The sequence below is a fragment of the Corynebacterium sp. HMSC072D12 genome, from assembly GCF_001813925.1.
In the GTDB taxonomy this organism is placed as follows: Bacteria; Actinomycetota; Actinomycetes; order Mycobacteriales; family Mycobacteriaceae; genus Corynebacterium; species Corynebacterium aurimucosum.
Window position 1 is genome coordinate 23,507 of the sequence record NZ_KV814415.1, and the last position, 19,838, is coordinate 43,344.

Genomic DNA, 19,838 nt, shown 5'->3' on the forward strand with positions numbered 1-19,838 from the left:
CGTAGGAAAGGAAACGGAGTCTCGGGGCGGCGGTGCGTCTCTATCTTTCACTGCCACGCTCCCGGTCGGTTTCTCAGGCCGACCGCCCCGCGTGGCTGGGGTTCTCTCTATCTCTCTCGCATGCGCTCTCTCAAACGCACACCATCATTATGGGGCGCTGTCCTTGGTGAAGCGTTCCGGTGCACTGAACGCTTCCTGCCAATTACTGAGAATTACCTGCGAGGAATCGCCGACGGGGCGAAGAGCGAGATTACTTGGTGTCCAGCTGCAGAGTCTTCTGCGTGTACTCCCACATCTCGTTGTAGAGCTTCTTGTCCTTGGACAGCTTAGTTCCGTAGGAAGGAATCATCTCCTGGATCTTGTCGCCCCACTGAATCATGTTCTCACCGAAGCAGCGCTCCAGTAGCTCAATCATGATGGCTGGGGTGATGGAAGCACCCGGGGAAGCGCCAAGCAGACCAGCGATGCTGCCTTCTGGGTTGTTGATGAGGGTGGTGCCGAACTCCAAGGAGCCGAACTGCGGTGCACCCGCTGGCTTAATCACCTGGACACGCTGGCCGGCGATAACAGTCTCCCAATCAGCCGGGTCAGCGCTCGGGACGTATTCCTTCAGGGTTTCAACGCGCTTATCGAAGTCCTTGAGAACCTCAGTGACCAGGTACTTGGTCAGACCAAACTCCTGTGCTGCCACGCCCAGGTAAGAGGTGATGTTGTCCGGACGGATGGACTTGAACAGGTCCAGGTAGGAGCCCTTCTTCAGGAACTTCGGGGACCAGCCGCCGTAGGGACCAAACAGCAGGCCTTCTTCACCGTCGATGACACGGGTGTCCAGGTGCGGCACGGACATCGGCGGAGCGCCCACAGCAGCCTTGCCATAAACCTTTGCGTGGTGCTGCTTGACCAGCTCCGGGTTCTTGGAGCGCAGCCACAGGCCCGAAACCGGGAAACCGGCGAAACCAGAAACCTCACGGACACCAGCCTTGCGCAACAGGTCGAGTGCGTAACCGCCGGCACCAACGAAAACAAACTTGGCGTGGACAGCCTGGTAGTCACCGGTGTGGAGGTTCTTTGCCACCACGCGCCACTTGGAACCCTCACGCTTGATATCAACGACCTCGTGGCCATAACGGATCTCGGTGCCGGCAGCCTTAGCCGCAGTGAAGAACTGCTTAGCCAGGGCGCCAAAGTTGACGTCGGTGCCCGCATCGGTCCACGAGATGGCAACCTTCTGGGAGTTGAAGTCACGGCCCTGGGACATCAGGGGCAGCTTCTCCTGGAAGGTGGCGTCATCGTCGCTGAACTGCATGTTCGGGAACATGTGGTTATCCTTCAGCGCGTCGAAGCGGCGCTTCAGGTAATCCACCTGGATGGAGCCCTGTGCAAAGGACACATGCGGAACCGAGTTGATGAAGGCCTTCGGGTCCGTCAGGATGCCGTTGTTGAGCTGGTGGGACCAGAACTGGCGAGAAACCTGGAACTTCTCATTGATATTCATAGCCTTGGAAACATCAATGCGGCCGTTCTTTTCTGGGGTGTAGTTCAGCTCGCACAGCGCGGAGTGGCCGGTACCGGCATTGTTCCACGGGGAAGAGGACTCAAGCGCAGGGCCGTCCAAACGCTCGAAGACCATCTGCGTCCAGCTGGGCTCGAGCTCACGCAGCATGGCGCCGAGGGTGGCGCTCATAATACCTGCACCAATGAGTGCGACCTCAACCTCGTCTACTACTTGTGCTGTCTTCTTATCGGAGGACACTGTACTTATTACCTCTTTGAGTCGATGTATTCGTTGTGGTCAAGTGCCCTGCGCATGTGGGTACACAGGGCGCGGTGAGAAAGCGCTCGACGATGCTAGGAAGCAAACCGGCATACAGACCTCCCCTACGAGAGGTCCGTCAAGCATTAATTCCACTTTACGCCCCTTAGTGCGAAATAGGCATTCCTGGAAAAATAAATGCCCGAATCTGAAGTTGCTACCCCATTTGTGGTGCAGGGCATTTCCCGTCAGCGCTCTGCGGGGCCGGACACTTCTGGGAGCGCGACCTATCATGAATCCCATGATGCATAACGAACTCGAATGGTCAGAAGATATCCTCGGCCCCGACTTCCAGGCCGCCCCACTCGAACTCGGCACCGACCCTGACGGTGAAGGCAATGTCCGCGCGACGCTCGTGCGCTATTGCCCCCGTGGCGATGCCCATGATGACCGCCCCGCCTTACTGTGGGTCCACGGGATGACGGACTATTTCTTCCACGACCACGTGGCACGATACTTTTATGAGCTCGGCTATGCCTTCTACGCTATCGACCTGCGCAAGTGCGGACGCTCTCGACGGGACGGACAGACCTGGCATTACATCAGCGACTTGCAGTACTACGACGCTGATCTCAACGCGGCCCTCGATGCCCTCCCCAACCAGCGTGTCATCATCATGGGCCACTCCACCGCTGGCACCATCACCGCGCTCTGGCTTGATCGCCTTCGCCGCCAGGACCGTGAGCGCTTCGATCGAATCTCTGGTGTCGTGTTCAACAGCCCCTGGTTAGCCATGATGAGAATAGCGGATAAAACTTATGAGGTGCTCAAGCACGTAATCTTCGCTGGCGCCGCTATCGCTCCGCGGATCGAAATTCCCGGGGGCGATCTCACCGCCTACGGGGAATCTATCCATGCCGAGGAGCAGGGCGACTGGGATTTCGACCGTCGCCTCAAGCCACTGGGCGGGCACCCGAAATACCTGGGCTGGGTAGCAGCGGTCTTCCATGGCTTCGACGCGATCCATTCCGGCCGCATCAACATGGGACTCCCGCTGCTGACCATGACTTCAGGACGCTCCGAACTCAATCAGCCTTATAGCGAATCCTCTAACACCGCCGATGTTGTTGTGGACGTACGCCAGAGCCAGCGATGGGCCAAGGAGCTCAGCGCCCGTTACACGCTCCACGTTGTAAATAATGGGCGCCACGATCTCTTTCTTTCCCGCCCCGAGCCGCTGCAGGAAGCATTCTCCACCGCCGCGGAATGGTTGCGCGCCGTGGCCCCTCTTGAGACGGATTAGACTCGCCCACCTCGCGCTTTTCGGCCTGCACGGGTTGCGGCTAGGCAGCCTCTAGAATGGTCGGCATGACTTCCGCACAGCACTTTGACCTCGTCATCATCGGCACTGGGTCGGGAAATTCAATCCCCTCCCCTGAGTTCGACGATAAATCCATCGCCGTCATCGAAAAGGGAACCTTCGGCGGAACCTGTCTCAACGTGGGCTGCATCCCAACGAAGATGTACGTCTACGCTGCCGACGTGGCACTCGCCGCGCGCGAGGCAACCCGTCTTGGGCTCAGCGCCCACGTGGATGCTGTGGATTGGGACGGCATTGTCGAGCGCGTATTCCACAACCGCATCGATCAGATCGCCCGCGGCGGCGAAGAGTACCGCCGTGGCGAGGAAACGCCCAATATTACAGTCTTTGATCAACATGCTCGGTTCATCGGACCGAAAACCCTGCAAGCGGGCGATGACATCATCACCGGTGACAATATTGTTATTGCTACCGGCTCACGCCCTGTACTGCCCGAACCCTATGCCAGCTCTTCCGTGCCGGTCCACACCAACGAGGACATCATGCGGCTTGAGAAGCAGCCGCGTAGCCTCATCGTGGTCGGTGGCGGCTACATCGCCATGGAATTTGCCCACGTCTTCGACGGCCTGGGGACGGAAGTGACCGTGGTCAACCGCTCGGAGAAGTTCCTCCGGTTCCTTGACGAAGACTTAAGCTCCCGGTTCAACGACATCGCACGCGAACGTTTCGACGTACGCATTGGCACCGCCACAGCACTAGAGGAAACCGCAGACGGTGTACGCCTCACCTTGGATAACGGTGATGTCGTGGAGGCGGAAGCCATCCTCGTGGCCACCGGCCGCCAGCCCAACGGCGATCAGATGGATCTTTCTACCAGCGGTATTGAAATGCACGAGGACGGGCGCATCAAGGTCGACGAGTTTGGTCGCACGACCTGCGAGGGCGTGTGGGCGCTCGGCGATGTCTCCTCTCCTTACATGCTCAAGCACGTAGCCAATGCGGAGCAACGAGCGGTACAGCACAATCTGTTGCATCCTGAAGACCTCCGTCCCATGCCGCACGAGCACATCCCCGCTGCCATTTTCACCCACCCGCAAATTGCGACGGTGGGACTTACTGAGGCACAAGCCCGCGAAGAGGGCTATGACGTCACGGTGAAGGTGCAGAACTTTGGCGACGTTGCCTATGGATGGGCTATGGAAGACGCAACGGGCATCTGCAAGCTCGTGGCCGATCGTGCCACCGGCAAGCTCCTCGGCGCCCACATCATGGGCCCACAAGCGTCCACTCTTATACAGCAGTTGATCACTGCCATGGTCTACGACCTTGATATACGCGAGTTCGCTCGCTCGCAATACTGGATCCACCCGGCACTGCCAGAAGTAGTGGAAAACGCAGTTTTGGGACTAGAGTGGCAGGAGTGAAAGTTACATCGGATTGAGTGATCTTTTTCACATTGCGATTAAACTAATTTCACCAAAAGCCCTGAACCGCACTACAAGCACTTTTTAACACCAACAACATCTGTCAGCACCCTTTCAGAATTTCACCCATTTTGGGGGTGATAGCCGTGAGGGCTTAAAAGAAGACTCAAACTGACGTGCATTTTGCCTGACCGTTGGCTAGGTTAATTACAGACACCGGAACGAGCCGATACTCTCTACCGGCTCAGTGTGTTTTGGGGATACCAAAATAATCCCTATCCCTGTAAATCAAAGCCTCCTACTCTGGAGGCTTTGCACGTACGACTCTAAGGACTTTTGATATGCGTATCCGCAATGCAGCCATCGCCGGCGCTACTGCTCTCGCTGTTGCTTTCGGCGGCTCCACCGTCGCTTTCGCTGAGGACGCCAACGGCTCCGCTCAGGAGAACACCAACTCTTCCGCTTCCACCGACAACGGCTCCTCCTCCGCTGAGGACAACACCAACTCCGAGGCTTCCCTGTCCTCCAAGATTGGTGACTGGTTCTACGTTAATGAGAACGACAACAAGGGCACTGCGGCTGACGGCCGCGCCATCTTCGGCTCCTCCAAGCACGAGAACTGCGATGCTGACGAGACCGAGGAAGAGTGCACCACTCTCGGCGACCAGCCGGCTTGGGCCAAGGCTTTCTACGGCCTGGGCATCGCTAGCGCCATCGCTTCCGTAGCTGGCTTCATCGGCGTTGTGTACAACTTCTTCGTCCACGGCCCGTCCTTCTAAGACGTCTCCCTTACACACTTTTTCCGAAAGGTTTAAATTTCATGCGTAACTTCCGCACCGCTGCCGTTGCCGCTGCAACCGCCGCTTCCGTTGCTTTCGCCGGCACCTCCGTTGCCTTCGCTGCAGAGGACAACGAGACCGAGAACACCTCCTCTTCCAACCTGTCCTCCGCATACGACAAGGTCAAGGAAGACGACTCCGACGAGACCCTGTCCTCCAAGTGGGGCACCGCTACCGAGAAGGACAGGAAGGTCACCGGCGAGGACCTCTTCGGCAAGAAGCGCGCCGAGGATAACCCGCAGTGGGCTGAGATCTGGCGTGGCGGCACCTACGCTGCCCTCGGCACCGCAATTGCAGGCGCCCTGTTCGCTGCCTACAACTTCGCTGTGTACAACAACATCGTTCCGGCACACGTGCTGGACCCGATTTTCCGCCGCTAATTAAGTTGCGGGTACGCTGACTGACTCAGCGCACTTCATTAGCGCCCATCCTCGCATCGTGGGGGTGGGCGCTTTTGCATGCCTAGGCACCGATGAACTGTGGAGATACTCTAACTCTCTTAATAATTGCTGAGTGAATTGCTACAGTGGTGTGCCCGACAGGGGGATTTGGCGGCCTCAAGTAAACATCTAAGAGTGGTGCCGTTCCAGTGAATCCTGTCAATGTTTACGCTAGAATCGCTCAAGTGACTTGGGGCACCCTATAGTTACTCCAGTTCCTACGAGGTTTAAAAGGATTCACACTATGCGCATTCGCAAGGCCACCATTGCCGGTGTTACCGCTCTCGCTGTTGCATTCGGCGGCACCACCGTTGCTGCCGCTGCAGAGGGCAGCAGCAACGATTCCACTTCCAACTCTTCCGCATCCGCTGGTGAGCAGCAGGGCACCCAGAAGGCAGGCGGCTCCTCCGCACTGGGCAAGGCGCTCGAGGCTGAGAAGGAAGCCAACGGTCAGAACATCTTCGGCCAGAACTCTTCTATCTCCACCGAGCCGAAGTGGGCACAGGCCTTGGCTGGCATCGGCATCGTCGCCACCATCATCACCATCGCCGGTGGTCTGGTTGGCCCGGCACTGAACTACCTCAAGTTCGGCATGTAGTTCTCCCCTTCCCCCTTCTAACCCACTTTTTGAAAGGCTTTTCTCAAGATGCGTAAATTCCGCACCGCCGCCGTTGCTGCTGCAACCGCCGTCACCGTCGCCTTCGCTGGCACCACCGTTGCTTCCGCCGCTGAGGCCGTTGAGGGCTCCGGACTGACCGAAGAGCAGGTCCAGAAGGAGCTCCAGAAGGACGCTACCTCCTCCGAAATGTCCTCCGCGCTCTCCTCTGAGGGCGAGGGCTCTCTTTCCTCCAAGCTGGGCGGCGTGACCGATGGCAACATCACCGGTAATGGTGCCGACGCTTTCGGCTCCACCAAGAACCCGTCCCAGGTTCCGCAGTGGCTGGACCTCTGGCGTGGTGGCACCATCGCTATGGTTGCCGCTGCTGCTGTTTCCTCCGCCGTTGCAGCTTACAACTACGCTGTATTTTCCGGCGTGATCCCGGACTACGTCGGCCAGGCCATCAAGAACGTCTCGTTCTAGTTCGCGTTCATTTCTGGCAACACAAAGCCCTCCGCCCCACCGTGAATCACACGGGAGGCGGAGGGCTTGTTTCGTTTTAGCAATGTTTAGGCGCTTAGCGCCTAAACGCTAGGCCTCATCCGGCAGGGTGAGGATCTCATTGCCATCGTCGGTGATCACGATGGTGTGCTCGAACTGGGCGGTGAACTTTCCATCCGTGTTCTGGACGGTCCAGCCGTTATCCCAAATCTCATAGTCCAGCGAGCCCAGGTTAATCATCGGCTCGATGGTCAAGGTCATTCCGGGCTCGAGGATGTCACGGTAGGTCATGGAATCGTAGTGCAGGACAACCAGCCCGTTGTGGAAGGTAGGACCTACACCGTGACCCGTGAAATCAGTAACCACGTTGTAGCCAAATCGATGAGCATAGGACTCGATGACGCGTCCGATGACGTTGATCTCACGGCCCGGCTTAGCGGCCTTAATGCCGCGCATCATCGCTTCCTTAGTGCGCTCCACCAGTAGCTTATGTTCCTCAGTGACGTTGCCAGCAAGGAAAGTAGCGTTGGTATCGCCGTGGACACCATTCTTGAACGCAGTGACATCGATATTGACAATATCGCCGTCCTCGATCACCGTGGTATCCGGGATGCCGTGGCAGACAATCTCGTTGAGGGAAACACAGCAGGATTTCGGGAAACCCAAGTAACCCAGCGTCGAGGGGTAGGCACCGTGGTCACACATATACTCGTGCGCAACGCGGTCAATCTCATCCGTGGTCACACCGGGAGCCACAGCCTTTCCCGCCTCCTGAAGGGCGTTGGCGGCAATCCGGGAGGCCTCACGCATGGCCTCAATAATCTCCGGGGTCTGCACGAATGGCTCGCCCTGAGCTTCCTGGACCGTGTCCTTCCACACGTACTCGGGGCGCTCAATATCCTTCGGTACCTTGCGGATTGGGGTATCTTTTTCTTGTTTTAGCATCGCGCGCTTAGTCATAACTACTCATGGTAGCCCTCTTCCCCAGCACCCGACAAAGGACACCACAGGTGCACCGGCTATGACGCGCTACTGCAACTGTGCCGGGGCAACCTCGCCGTGGCCTTCCGCGCGGAGGGCGTCCAGACGCTGCAAGAAATTATCAGTGATGTTGACCGAAATGGTCGAGCCACCACCCAAAACGACGAGTGTTGCGAACGCAATGTCATCATCCCGGAATCCGGTGAACCAGGCGTGCGAGCCGCCGTTGATTTCCGCCTCACCGGTCTTGCCGTAGACGGTTCCCTGGGCCTGCATTCCGGCGGCGGTACCGCTCGCCACTACCTGTCGCATCATGTCACGGACTTGAGCCAGGGTTTCCTCGCTGGGCGCGGGGACCTCCTCAGAAACCTTGGTTTTGCGTGACTCGATGAGCGTTGGCGTCGGGGTCTTACCTGCTGCAACCGTCGAAGAGACAAGGGCCATGCCAAAGGGAGACACAAGGTCCAGGCCCTGACCGTAGCCAGCTTCCGTGCGCTCCAGAGGAGTCTCGCCCTCTGGGATGGAGCCGGTGAGCGTCGACAGCCCCGGCACCTCATAGTCGATGCCCAGTCCGTATTGCTTGCCCACATCGCGCAGCTCTCCCTTCGGCAGGTCCGTCGAGATCTGCGCGAAGGTGGTGTTACAAGATTGCGCGAAGGCTTGGCGCAGCGGCACCGAGCCGAGGGAGAAACCGTTGTCGTTGGTCACGGTTCGCCCATACAGGTCCATGGTTCCGGGGCACGGCACGATGGAGTCTGGCGAAAGGCCTTGCTTGTCGACGCCCGCCGAGGCCGTAATGATCTTAAACACCGATCCGGGAGGGAACTGTCCTTGGAGGGCAATATCGCCCTTCTTATCCGCTTCTGGAGTTTGGGCCACAGCAAGTATCTCGCCCGTCGAGGGGCGCATGGCCACGATCATGGCCTCGTACTCGGGGCGCAGATTGACCGCTTCCTGAGCGGCACGCTGGACGTCATAGTCCAGCGAAACTTTGACGGAAGGGGCTGCCTCGGGTTCGTGATACTCGACGTCGGAAAGCGCGGCGCCGTGCTCGTTGACTACCGAGACGGACCAACCATTCTTGCCGTCTACGTCTTCGGAGACCAGAGAACGCACGCGGGCGAGGATATCTGGGGCCAAACCAGTATCGCGCGTAATGAGCGCCGGTTCCTCGTTAAAGCGAATCCCCTTCTGGTTCTCCAGGACTGGGCGCAGCCGCGCTGCCTGAGCCTCATTGAGCATGGTGACCGAATAAGCGCCATCAACCTCTTCAAGATTCTTGGCAAGCTCTCCGGAATCAATTTCGGGGAAGGAATCATCCTCCCGGTGCGCCTGGCTCAGCGCGCCGGATACTTTCGCGGCGACGGGGCGGGGATCGTCGACGGCGTCGGTGTCGACGACGAGCCGGTATTGCAAGCCCGGAGACATGAGTTCCACCCCATCGGAGGAGACCACACCAGCGCGTTTAGGCGCTATCGATCGCAGCTCAAGGTGCTGGTGCGCACCGAGGTCGGGGTGGATAATGCTGGGCTGCCAGCGCACGGTCCAGTCCTTATCCTTGCGCGTCAAGGCCATGGACGTGTCATAGCGCAAGGAACGATTGCGCGGCAGGGCCCACGTCACTGAATAGTGCGCAGTCGCCTTGGCTTCCTCCTGTTCAACGTCGGTCAATTCAACGTCGAGGCCCTCTGCTTGCAGGCCCGCGAAGGTTGCGTCGAGGGTGTTCGTGGCGGTGGTGCTGTCATCAACGAGCTGCGCTAAGTCCTCATTGTTGCGGGTTTCCATGTCTTCTAGGAATTGCTCAGCAACTGGGCGCGCGGACACCGGCTTGGGGGTACATCCCACCAAGGACGACGCCGCAATGCTTGCCGCACCGAGCAGCGCCACGAACTTCTTCATGATTGGGCAGCGTAGCAGCCAAGGGCGGCCTGACGGCCGCCCCACACCGCAGGTGGACTACTTGGTAACGCGAACCTCAGCCTTGGCGCCTTCCACGGCTTCCAAGCCCTGCTCTTCTGCCAGACGCATTGCCTCTTCGATGAGCGTTTCCACAATCTTGGATTCAGGAACGGTCTTGATGACCTCACCCTTAACGAAGATCTGGCCCTTGCCGTTACCGGAAGCTACGCCAAGGTCAGCGTCGCGGGCCTCGCCCGGACCGTTCACCACGCAGCCCATGACGGCCACGCGCAGCGGGAACTCCATACCGTCGAGGCCCTCGGTGACCTCGTTGGCCAGTTTGTACACGTCCACCTGTGCGCGACCACAGGACGGGCAGGAGACAATCTCCAGCTTGCGCGGGCGCAAGTTGAGGGACTGCAGAATCTGGTCGCCGACCTTGATCTCCTCGACCGGGTCCGCGGACAAGGACACGCGGATGGTGTCACCGATGCCTTCGGCAAGCAGGGCGCCGAAAGCGACCGAAGACTTGATGGTGCCCTGGAATGCGGGGCCGGCCTCGGTAACACCGAGGTGCAGCGGGTAGTCACACTGAGCGGCGAGCTGGCGGTAGGCCTCCACCATGACGACCGGGTCATTGTGCTTCACGGAAATGGCGATATCGCCATAACCGTGCTCCTCAAAGAGGCCAGCCTCCCACAGTGCGGATTCAACAAGAGCCTCCGGGGTGGCCTTGCCGTACTTCTCCATGATGCGTTTGTCTAGGGAGCCTGCGTTAACGCCAATGCGAATCGGAATACCAGCATCGCCGGCTGCCTTTGCTACCTCCTTGACGCGGCCATCAAATTCCTTGATGTTGCCCGGGTTGACGCGGACAGCGGCACAGCCGGCATCGATGGCGGCGAAGATGTACTTGGGCTGGAAGTGAATATCGGCAATCACTGGGATCGGAGACTTCTGCGCAATTGCCGGCAAAGCCTCCGCATCCACCGTCTTCGGACAAGCCACGCGAACGATATCGCAGCCACTGGCGGTCAGCTGAGCAATCTGCTGAAGGGTGGCGTTGACGTCATGCGTCTTCGTCGTGGTCATCGACTGCACGGAGATGGGGTGGTCAGAGCCCACGCCAACCTGGCCAACCATGAGCTGACGCGTCTTGCGGCGCGGCGCCAAGGTGGGAGGTGGGCCGTCGGGAATACCAAGACCAATAGGGGTCGACATGTGTGCTCCTTGCTAATTGGGTTTTAACGCCCCTACTCTAGCACCGCGCACGACAGCGGGAGCAGGCAGCTAGATCACTAGCCAAACAGCCGAATTGGGTTGACCACGTCCGCAATCATGATGAGCGCACCCACCGCCATCAGAACAAAAGCCAGCGCATAGGTCACCGGCATGAGCTTGGTGTAATCCGCCGGCCCCTTCGGTTCCTTGCCCATAAGACGGCGCAGGGCATCACGAATCTTCTCGTAGAAAATGACGGCGATGTGACCGCCGTCAAAAGGCGGAAGCGGAATGAGGTTGAACAGCGCGAGGAAGAAATTGAGGGTGGCCAGCATCATAAAGAAGGAGGACCACAGGCTTCGCTCGACCAACTCGCCGCCCACGCGGGAGGCACCCACCACGGACATGGGCCCGTTGACGTCACGCTCCTGCCCGAAGATAGAAGCCACCACACCCGGAATCTTTGCCGGGAATTGGGCGATGCCCTGGACGGTGGCGTTCAAGGCATTTCCCGAATAGCGAGCGGTGGCCGGGATAGCGTCGACAAAGGAGTAGGTCTCCCTGATATCGATAATCTGGTTGGTCATGCCGATGGCGCCGACCTTCACCAGCTGCCCCTCCGCGTTGAGCCGGGTCACTGTTGCAAGCGTGATATCGAAATCACGCGGTGCACCATCCCGCTCGACGGTAAGGGTGACGGTGTCACCGGGGTAGTTCATGACGGTATCGCGAAGCTGCGCGAAGGAGTCCATCGTTTCGTCGTTGAGCGCGACAACGATATCCCCTGGTTCCACACCCGCTTCGCCGGCTGGGCCCAGCCCCTGGCAGGGTTCTAATTTGCCCTCGGCATTCTGATTCGCGGCACAGGAGACCTCCCCTACACGCGGGCGAACATCCGCGTCTGGGTTGGGCAAGCCCGTGGTCATTGCGATCATCAACAGGATAATGAATCCCAACAGCAGGTTGACTGTGATACCACCGGCCAGCACGATGATGCGCTGCCACGCCGGCTTTTTGTACATGGCATAGGGCGCTTCTTCCTCCGTGAGGAATTCATCCTGCGCCGTCATTCCCGCAATATCGCAAAAGCCACCTACCGGAAATGCCGCAAGGCCATACTCGGTGTGGCCACGTGTAAAAGAGGCGACGCGCGGCCCAAAACCGATGAAGTAACGCCGCACCCGCATCCCGAAGGCACGGGCAGTAAACATGTGGCCTGCCTCGTGTAAGGCAACGGTGATGCCGATCCCCACAGCGAAGAGGATAATACCGAGGACATGTGCCATAAACTACGGGGCTTTCTAACGAGCGAGCGAATCCACCATCGCATTAGCGCGACGGCGGGCCTCACCTTCCACGGCGAGGACATCATCGACGCTAGAGGGTACACCAGCAAACTCTGAGGCCTGCCCCACGACGTGGCTAACCACGTCCACAATTTCCGGGAAGTGAATACGGCCCGCCAGGAAAGCAGCTGCTGCCTCCTCGTTCGCGGCGTTATATACGGCAGCGTGGGTGCCTCCGGCAGCGGCCACCTCACGGGCAAGGCGGACGGCTGGGAAGGCTTCGTCATCGAGCGGCTCGAAGCGCCACTCATGTGCGGTGGAAAAGTCCAGCGCCGGCTGCGCGCCTGGCACGCGGTGCGGCCAGTCCAGCGCCAAGGAGATCGGCAGCTTCATCGACGGCGGCGAGCACTGCGCAATCGTGCAGCCATCGGTGAAGGTAGCCATAGAGTGGACAATGGACTGGGGGTGGACGGTGACGTCAATGAGGTCCGGGTGGACGTCGAAAAGCAGCGTCGCTTCGATGAGCTCAAGCCCTTTGTTTACAAGAGTCGCCGAGTTCAGAGTGTTCATCTGGCCCATCGACCACGTCGGGTGCTGTGCTGCCTGCTGCGGGGTGACATCCCACATCGCCTCGCGGGACCACCCGCGAAATGGACCACCGGAGGCGGTGAGAACGAGGCGCTCAAGCTCCACGCCGCTGCCTGCACGCAGGCACTGCGCCATGGCGGAGTGCTCGGAATCCACCGGAATGATCTGGCCCTCCCCCGCCAAGCGGGTCACGATGGAACCACCGGCAACGAGGGATTCTTTGTTCGCCAACGCCAATAGTTCGCCCTTCTCCAAGGTGGCGATGGTGGAGGCCAAGCCCATGGAGCCCACAAGCGCGTTGAGGACCTTATCGGCGTCCACCGCCTTAACCAGCTCCTCGGCAGAGTCTGGGCCCGAGAGCACGGTGCCTCCGAGGGCCTCGGAAACGGTGCGTGCCGCATCGGGCTTGGCGACGGCCACGTGGTCAAACGAAAGGTTGAGGGCACGAGCCTGCTCAATGACGAGCTGCGGGTTGGAACCGCCGGCGGCGATACCCACGACTGTGAACTTATCCGGGTTATCCGCGATAACGTCCAGAGCCTGGGTGCCAATCGAGCCTGTAGAGCCGAGAATAAGAATGCGTTGGGTATTCACCCTGTCAACCCTAGCCGGTCAACCCAAGCAAGAGTCGTGAGCGCTGCACTAGCGATAGTCGGGGGTGTTTAATCGCGGTTATCGGCAGAATCATTTAAACTACTACACAGAATAACTGGCATTTTTCGTGCGCTCGCTCGACTCAACTAGTTCTATCCCGGGTGAGCTGCATGTACACGCAAAGGAGAGCAAGTGTCTTCCCACAAGCCGGCATCGCAGGTTTTCGACGGCGTATCCACCGATGACGTCCCGTCCGCAGGTTTCGGTTGGTCCCGCATCAGCCGCTCGGGCGTACAGATCGCTGGTTGGACGTCCGTCGCCTTCCTGCTTGCTTATAACTTTGGTAACCACAAGGGCCACGTGGAGACGGTCTGGCTTATCGCACTGGCAATTCTTATTGCCCTTGGTCTGGTGATTTACGCTCTGCAGCCGAAGCTCTCCCAGGTGCGTACCCTGACCGCCCGTAACAAGCCGGTGGGCCACGCGGAGCCGGATTGGGCCTATGAGCAGAAGACCGTTGGCAACGTCTACGCTTCCCTGACCGACGATGAGCTGCGTGCCCTCAACATTGAGCCTTCCCGCGTTGCTCACCTCCGCGGCGTAACCGAAGGCCGCCACGCTGCCAAGCCGGTGGCTAACTAAAGCTTCTTCGCTTTAAACACAAGCTCCCTTCCCGCAGTTCATGAATGAACTGCACATGGAAGGGAGCTTTTGTACTGTCTGCTCAACCCCTAGCTCACGTAACGGTTTACCGTAGCGTAAATCTCCGGGGTTCGCGCCTGCGCCCTGTTTCCGGCAAACCGCCAGACACCGGCGTAGACAAGCGCCGGAACCAGCACGGAAACAATCAACGCGGCATACAACAACCAGCCGCCGCGCTCATAGCTGAAGGCAGAAATCACGATGCCGGGAAGCGCGGGCACCCACACCAACAGCATGCCGACAAACGCAGTGAGAAAAGCACCAGCAGAATAGCCAGACTTATCGTTCCACCGGTTCTGCCCAGGAGCGGACAAGGGATAAGGGTTCAGCACGGTCAGGCCCAAGCCCACCGCCGCCGTAGAGATAAACACACCTACGGCCACAGCTGTGCACAACAAGCCCAAGGTGAAGTTCTCACTAAAGACAAGAACCACTACGGCAAGCAGAACGAACCCAAGAAAAGGAATAGTCACGTGTGCGAGGTGGCGCGCATGAAGGATGGTGCGTGGGGCAACCGGCGCCACCATGTGGACCCAATTCGATGGCCCATCGAAGCCATAATCATTAGCCAAGAGCGAAGAGAGCACGATGGCGCTGAAACAGAGCATAAAATAGGCGGTGAAATCATCGCCCCGCCACAACTGATAGAGCGTCAGCACACCAAACAGAGGCATCATATACAGCATGCCCGTTTGCCGCTTATCACGGGTGAGATAACGCAACGCGCGGGTATATTCCATCGCCGCAGGGCTGGAATAAGACCACGCGCCCAGCTCCAACTTGGACACGCCCTTTCCTGTCACCTCGCTGGCTACGTCACCACCCGCTCCCGGATTGCGCATGAGGCTGGATATCTGGCGCGACCACACCCAGCCCAGCAGGCCAAGGCTGGCCGCCGCGATCAGTAGTTGGGCTAGAGCGGTGATGAGGTGGCCGTCGGCAAGCGCGAGCGCCCACCCCACCCCAGCACCAAACGGTGTCCAGGCGCTGATCGCGCCCACGGTGTGAAGCGGCGGCAAGGACTCCAGAACGCTCTGCGCTTGCAGCACGCCAAAGACCAGCAGGCCCATCACGACCATCGCCGCGATCTGGGTGCGGGATTTCTGGGAATCCACGATGGCAGAAGCCACTTGACCAAGGCATTCACCGAAGATGATGGTCGTCACGCACGATAAAACCATGCCCACGGCGAAGGGCGCTGCAGCCCACCCGGGCCCCGTCAGGATGAGGAAAATGCTGCCGATGATCGCATACACCAGGGAAAAGACGACCGACATGATGGCACGGGTGGTCAGCAGGCCGGCAAAGAACAAGCCCGGAAGGACCTCGCGGGGAGTCAACGGAAGTGCGCCCAGAGTTGTCGGACTCAATTGGTTCTCCCCCGCCGGCATGAAGAGAGCGAGGAGTATGTAGATGAGCATGCCGCCCGCCACGCCGACGGTCAGTGCTTGGTAGCCGTGTCCGGGCGTGGTGATATCGGCATATGCCATAGCTGCGATGGAAAGGAGACCGATTGCTCCGTAGATCAGCATCATGAGCCCCATCATGAGCGTCGCCGGATTGGAGGAAACGCTTCGCCACCACAGAGTGCGGTGAAGGCTGAACAGAGTGGATGTCATTCGCGCTCACCTGCCGCTGGCGAGCGCAGCCACCCAAACTTCGAGGCATCCAGATCCCGTCCGCCGACGGCAGCGATAAATAGATCGCTCAGGCTTTGGCCCTGGCGGACATCGTCAACGTGTCCCGCAGTGATGACTTGGCCGCCGTTGATGATGGCGACGTGATCACACAGCCCCTCGACGAGCTCCATGACGTGTGAAGACAAAATGACTGTTCCGCCACGCGAGGCATAGGCGCGCAGCATCTGCTGGATGAGGCGTCCAGAGACCGGATCCACTGCTTCCAGCGGCTCATCCAAGATGAGCACCTCTGGGTTGTGCAGGACGGCTCCTGCTAAGAGGATCTTCTTGGTCATGCCGGCGGAATAATCCGCGATGCGCTTATCGGCGGCATCGGAGAGGGAGAGGGCGTCGAGAAGCTCCTGCGCACGGCGCAGCGACTCGGTGCGCTCCAGTTTGTGCAAAGCACCGAGGTAGTGCAAATACTCCGCGCCCGTGAGGCGATCAAAGACCGGTGCCCCATCCATGAGCAAGCCCATGGCCTGCTTGGCGGGAATGGGCTCCTCCCACACATTGTGACCAGCGATGAAACTCTGGCCCGAATCGGGGCGCTGGAGACCACAGGCCATGGTCAGCATCGTGGTCTTGCCCGCACCGTTGGGCCCCACTATCCCGTAGATGGATCCGCGTGGAACATCCAGGTTGAGGCTATTGACAGCGATCTGAGAACCAAAGGACTTGCACAGATCGCGCACAGCCAGAGCTTGGCTGCGCGGATCAGCGGCTAAGTCCTCACGATAAGAATGAGTCATAAGCATTAACGGTATCAAGAACCATTAATGCTTTGTTCTCCGGCAAAACTATCGTTAGGAAACTGTAAGCAGAGCCCTTAAGCGGTCTCGCGCTCATCAGCGGCGAGCTGGCCACAAGCCGCAGCGATTTCATCACCCTTGGTATCACGCACGGTGCAGGGCACGCCCTGCGCGATGACGCGGCGAACGAACTCGTCCTGGCGCGCCTTCGGGGCAGCGTCCCACTCCGAGCCTGGTGTGGGGTTGAGCGGAATGACGTTGACGTGGACCTTAGAGCCCAGTGCCGCATGGAGCTTCCTGCCCAACATGTCGGCGCGGAAATCCTGATCGTTCTTATCGCGGATCAACGCATACTCGATGGACACGCGGCGGCCCGACTTATCGGCGTAGTACTTAGCGGCATCGAGCACTTCTTCAACCGGCCAGCGGTTGTTAACCGGCACGAGGGTATCGCGCAGTTCGTCGTCCGGGGTGTGCAGGGAGACTGCGAGGGTGCAGGATAACTCCTCATCCGCGAGCTTACGGATGGCCGGTGCCAAGCCGACCGTGGACACCGTGACATTGCGCTGGGAAAGGCCGAAACCGGTGAGGTCAGAGCCAGTAATCTGGCGCACCGCATGGACCACGCGTTTGTAGTTGGCCAGCGGCTCGCCCATACCCATGAAGACAACGTTGCTTAGGCGCCCGCCTTCTTCTTCCATGAGGCGAGCAGCGTGCCTAAACTGCTCCACGATTTCCGCGGTGGACAGGTTGCGATCCAAACCTCCCTGGCCGGTGGCACAGAATGGGCAGGCCATGCCGCAGCCAGCCTGGGAGGAGATACACAGGGTGGCGCGACCTGGGTAGCGCATGAGCACGGACTCCAACAGGGTGCCATCGTGCAAACGCCACAGGGACTTGGTGGTTTCCCCATCGTCGGTGGAGGTCTGACGAATGGGCTGCATGAGCGTAGGGAACAAACGCTCTTGGACCGCCTCGCGGGCGGCGGCCGGGATATCCGTCATCTCAGAAACATCGGCGGTGTGGTGGACGTAGTAGTGCTTGGCTAGCTGCTTTGCCCGGAACTTGGGCAGGCCAAGTTCCGCGAGCGCCTCAATGCGCTCGGCCTCGGTCAGGTCCGCGAAGTGCTTCGGGGGTAGCCCGCGGCGCGGAGCGGAGAAATTCAGTTTCAGTGGTTCAGCCATGGTAGAGCCCATTTTCCACGTTTTCGGCCACATTATCCAATCTAAACTCTGCTGGAGTGGCGAAAGTGACATCTCAACCTATTTAATAGATGCATGACGAATCCAGAAAACTCCCCTGAGGAATTCCGCACCAGCACTCCGGCCGAGGAGCCGTTGACCGATTACTCTGCGGAAGCCCCCGCCACCGAAGGCTCCGTAGAGCCGGTTCCGACCACGCCGGATTATGAGAACAAGCATGATGGCAAGGTGAAGGGCTCCTTCGCTGCCAGCACGTGGATTGCCCTGATCGTGGGCTTCCTGCTGCTCATCGTCCTCATCATCTTCATCCTGCAGAACCAACACCAGGTACCGCTGAACTTCCTTAACTGGTCCGTTCAGTTCCCGGCTGGCGTCACCTACCTCATTTGCGCTATTTCTGGCGCACTCATCATGGCCCTGGTAGGCGGCTGGCGCATGTTCGAGCTACGCCGTCAGGTGCGCAAGCAAGCTCGCCGCTAAGCCCTAAGGCGCAAGGGTGGTGAGAAAGCTCATCGCCACCCACGTCACCATCGCGGAGGGCAGCATGCCGTCCAGGCGATCCATGATGCCGCCGTGCCCCGGCAGCAGGGCAGACATATCTTTGATTCCCAGTTCGCGCTTGAACTGGGATTCCACTAAGTCACCGAGAGTGGCGCAGAAAACCAGTCCTAGTCCCATGAGCGCGCCCACCCACGGCTTGTGGTGAAGAAGGAATGCGAAAGATAGCGCACCGGTAAGGGTGCCGAAAACGACAGAGCCGGCAAATCCTTCCCATGATTTTTTGGGGCTTACAGCCGGCGCCATGGGGTGCGAGCCAAACATCACGCCGGCGATGAAACCACCGGTGTCTGAGGCGACCACGCAGAGCATAAACACGACAATCGACGCCGTCCCCGAGGCAAACGGCGTTTCCACCCGTGAGAGCATCGCGGCAAACGTGCCGAACAAGGGGATCCACGTCAGCACGAAGATGCCCATCGACATATCGCGAAGATAGTTAATTGGCGGGCGGTGCCTGCCGTTATGGAAGAGGCGCCCAAACATGAGGGCTAGGACCGCGACCACATACACCGCAACAAGGCCCGGGGCGTTAAGAAACCACGAGACCCAGAGCATTGCCTGGCCGAGAAGGATCAGCAGGGTGCGTGGGACATAGTAGGAGTGCTCCCGCAGCCGAGTCAGCACTTCCCACATGCCCAATCCCACCGCGGCGGCGACGACGAGGTACCACACAAGAGGCCCAGCCCACACCGCGAAGACGACGAGCGCGCCTAGGCCGACGCCGACGGCAATTGCCGCGGGCATGTCTCGCCCCGCAGAATTCTTGGGTTTGGGCATCCGACTCGAGTGCTCAGTGCTCACGCATGCTCCTCATCTCATCGTGGGTGGTCTGGCTCTACACAGAAAAGACCGCCGTGCTGGCCGGTGCCTGGCGCGGCGGCAAATCAAAGCTCTAAAAGTGCGGAGGCTAGACCTCCATGAGCTCCTCTTCCTTATTGGCGACGAGCTTGTCCACCTGCTCGATGTAGCCGGAGGTAATCTTTTCCATCTCCTTCTCGGCAGCGATAACCTCGTCCTCGCCGGCGTCACCATCCTTCTGCAGCTTCTTGAGCTGTTCCATCGCACGGCGGCGGATATTACGGATAGCAATCTTGCCCTCCTCGCCCTTGCTCTTGGCCATCTTGACCATGTCGCGGCGGCGTTCTTCAGTGAGCTGCGGGATGGTCACGCGCAGCACCTGTCCGTCATTGGTCGGGTTCACGCCCAGATCTGAGTTACGGATTGCGTTCTCAATCTCGTTCATCACGGACTGCTCATAAGGCTTGATAAGCAGCATGCGCGGCTCTGGGACCGAGATGGTGGCCATCTGGGTAATCGGGGTCGGCACACCGTAGTACTCAGCAACCAGGCCGTTAAACATAGCCGGGTTGGCACGGCCAGTGCGGATGGTAAGCAGCTGCTCGCGGGTGTGCTCAACCGAAGCGGTCATGTGCTCTTCAGCTTCGAGCTGGATCTCGTCGATCATGAGGGTTACAACTCCCTTGAAATAGTCAAAAG

The 19,838-nt window shown here is 59.3% G+C and carries 19 protein-coding genes; 8 read left to right on the plus strand and 11 right to left on the minus strand.

Features of this window, described 5'->3' with window-relative positions; genetic code table 11:
- Positions 1-250: 250 nt before the first annotated feature.
- Positions 251-1,753, minus strand: coding sequence for a malate dehydrogenase (quinone) (gene mqo, locus HMPREF2943_RS09265; RefSeq protein WP_070711408.1), 1,503 nt, complete (start codon positions 1,751-1,753; stop codon positions 251-253).
- Between the two features lie 301 nt (positions 1,754-2,054).
- On the opposite strand from mqo, the gene HMPREF2943_RS09270 reads away from it, so the two are divergent.
- The 6 genes from HMPREF2943_RS09270 (at position 2,055) to HMPREF2943_RS12670 (ending at position 6,858) form a co-directional block, all read left to right on the plus strand.
- Positions 2,055-3,056, plus strand: coding sequence for an alpha/beta hydrolase (locus HMPREF2943_RS09270; RefSeq protein ID WP_070711409.1), 1,002 nt, complete (start codon positions 2,055-2,057; stop codon positions 3,054-3,056).
- 56 nt (positions 3,057-3,112) lie between these two features.
- Positions 3,113-4,498 (plus strand): mycothione reductase, encoded by a 1,386-nt coding sequence (gene mtr, locus HMPREF2943_RS09275; protein WP_070711410.1) that lies wholly within the window; start codon positions 3,113-3,115, stop codon positions 4,496-4,498.
- A gap of 341 nt (positions 4,499-4,839) precedes the next feature.
- The gene (locus HMPREF2943_RS09280; protein ID WP_070445621.1) at positions 4,840-5,277 is read left to right on the plus strand and encodes a hypothetical protein; all 438 of its coding nucleotides are present in this window, start codon (positions 4,840-4,842) and stop codon (positions 5,275-5,277) included.
- A gap of 41 nt (positions 5,278-5,318) precedes the next feature.
- Positions 5,319-5,717, plus strand: coding sequence for a hypothetical protein (locus HMPREF2943_RS09285; protein ID WP_070445619.1), 399 nt, complete (start codon positions 5,319-5,321; stop codon positions 5,715-5,717).
- A gap of 304 nt (positions 5,718-6,021) precedes the next feature.
- Entirely contained in the window at positions 6,022-6,375 is a 354-nt protein-coding gene (locus HMPREF2943_RS09290) for a hypothetical protein (RefSeq protein WP_070643849.1), read from the plus strand.
- A gap of 48 nt (positions 6,376-6,423) precedes the next feature.
- The gene (locus HMPREF2943_RS12670) at positions 6,424-6,858 is read left to right on the plus strand and encodes a hypothetical protein (protein WP_246817302.1); all 435 of its coding nucleotides are present in this window, start codon (positions 6,424-6,426) and stop codon (positions 6,856-6,858) included.
- A 108-nt stretch (positions 6,859-6,966) separates the two neighbouring features.
- On the opposite strand, the gene map is transcribed toward HMPREF2943_RS12670, so the two are convergent.
- The 5 genes from map to dxr form a co-directional block, all read right to left on the minus strand.
- A complete protein-coding gene (gene map / locus HMPREF2943_RS09300; RefSeq protein ID WP_070711411.1) occupies positions 6,967-7,836 on the minus strand; it encodes a type I methionyl aminopeptidase in 870 nt (289 codons plus the stop codon).
- A 69-nt stretch (positions 7,837-7,905) separates the two neighbouring features.
- Positions 7,906-9,756, minus strand: coding sequence for a penicillin-binding transpeptidase domain-containing protein (locus HMPREF2943_RS09305; RefSeq protein ID WP_070711412.1), 1,851 nt, complete (start codon positions 9,754-9,756; stop codon positions 7,906-7,908).
- Positions 9,757-9,813: 57 nt separating this feature from the next.
- Entirely contained in the window at positions 9,814-10,977 is a 1,164-nt protein-coding gene (ispG, locus tag HMPREF2943_RS09310) for a flavodoxin-dependent (E)-4-hydroxy-3-methylbut-2-enyl-diphosphate synthase (protein WP_070445607.1), read from the minus strand.
- Between the two features lie 77 nt (positions 10,978-11,054).
- Entirely contained in the window at positions 11,055-12,263 is a 1,209-nt protein-coding gene (locus tag HMPREF2943_RS09315) for a M50 family metallopeptidase (protein WP_070711413.1), read from the minus strand.
- 15 nt (positions 12,264-12,278) lie between these two features.
- Entirely contained in the window at positions 12,279-13,445 is a 1,167-nt protein-coding gene (gene dxr / locus HMPREF2943_RS09320) for a 1-deoxy-D-xylulose-5-phosphate reductoisomerase (protein ID WP_070711414.1), read from the minus strand.
- A gap of 192 nt (positions 13,446-13,637) precedes the next feature.
- On the opposite strand from dxr, the gene HMPREF2943_RS09325 reads away from it, so the two are divergent.
- Positions 13,638-14,087, plus strand: coding sequence for a DUF2631 domain-containing protein (locus tag HMPREF2943_RS09325; protein WP_070445597.1), 450 nt, complete (start codon positions 13,638-13,640; stop codon positions 14,085-14,087).
- Between the two features lie 89 nt (positions 14,088-14,176).
- Here the strand turns inward: HMPREF2943_RS09325 and HMPREF2943_RS09330 are convergent, their stop codons facing one another.
- The 3 genes from HMPREF2943_RS09330 to rlmN all read right to left on the minus strand — a co-directional run bounded on the left by HMPREF2943_RS09330 (position 14,177) and on the right by rlmN (position 17,762).
- Positions 14,177-15,766, minus strand: a complete 1,590-nt coding sequence (locus HMPREF2943_RS09330; RefSeq protein ID WP_246817303.1) for an ABC transporter permease — start codon at positions 15,764-15,766, stop codon at positions 14,177-14,179.
- Positions 15,763-16,584 (minus strand): ABC transporter ATP-binding protein, encoded by an 822-nt coding sequence (locus HMPREF2943_RS09335; protein WP_070711415.1) that lies wholly within the window; start codon positions 16,582-16,584, stop codon positions 15,763-15,765. The genes HMPREF2943_RS09330 and HMPREF2943_RS09335 overlap by 4 nt, the downstream gene beginning before the upstream one ends.
- A 71-nt stretch (positions 16,585-16,655) precedes the next feature.
- A complete protein-coding gene (gene rlmN, locus HMPREF2943_RS09340) occupies positions 16,656-17,762 on the minus strand; it encodes a dual-specificity RNA methyltransferase RlmN (protein ID WP_070711516.1) in 1,107 nt (368 codons plus the stop codon).
- 93 nt (positions 17,763-17,855) lie between these two features.
- Between rlmN and HMPREF2943_RS09345 the strand changes: the two genes are divergently transcribed.
- Positions 17,856-18,260 (plus strand): LapA family protein, encoded by a 405-nt coding sequence (locus tag HMPREF2943_RS09345; RefSeq protein ID WP_070445571.1) that lies wholly within the window; start codon positions 17,856-17,858, stop codon positions 18,258-18,260.
- A gap of 3 nt (positions 18,261-18,263) precedes the next feature.
- Here the strand turns inward: HMPREF2943_RS09345 and HMPREF2943_RS09350 are convergent, their stop codons facing one another.
- Both HMPREF2943_RS09350 and frr read right to left on the minus strand, forming a co-directional pair.
- Entirely contained in the window at positions 18,264-19,118 is an 855-nt protein-coding gene (locus HMPREF2943_RS09350; protein ID WP_210399733.1) for a phosphatidate cytidylyltransferase, read from the minus strand.
- A gap of 130 nt (positions 19,119-19,248) precedes the next feature.
- The gene (frr, locus tag HMPREF2943_RS09355; protein WP_070711416.1) at positions 19,249-19,806 is read right to left on the minus strand and encodes a ribosome recycling factor; all 558 of its coding nucleotides are present in this window, start codon (positions 19,804-19,806) and stop codon (positions 19,249-19,251) included.
- Between the last annotated feature and the right edge of the window lie 32 nt (positions 19,807-19,838).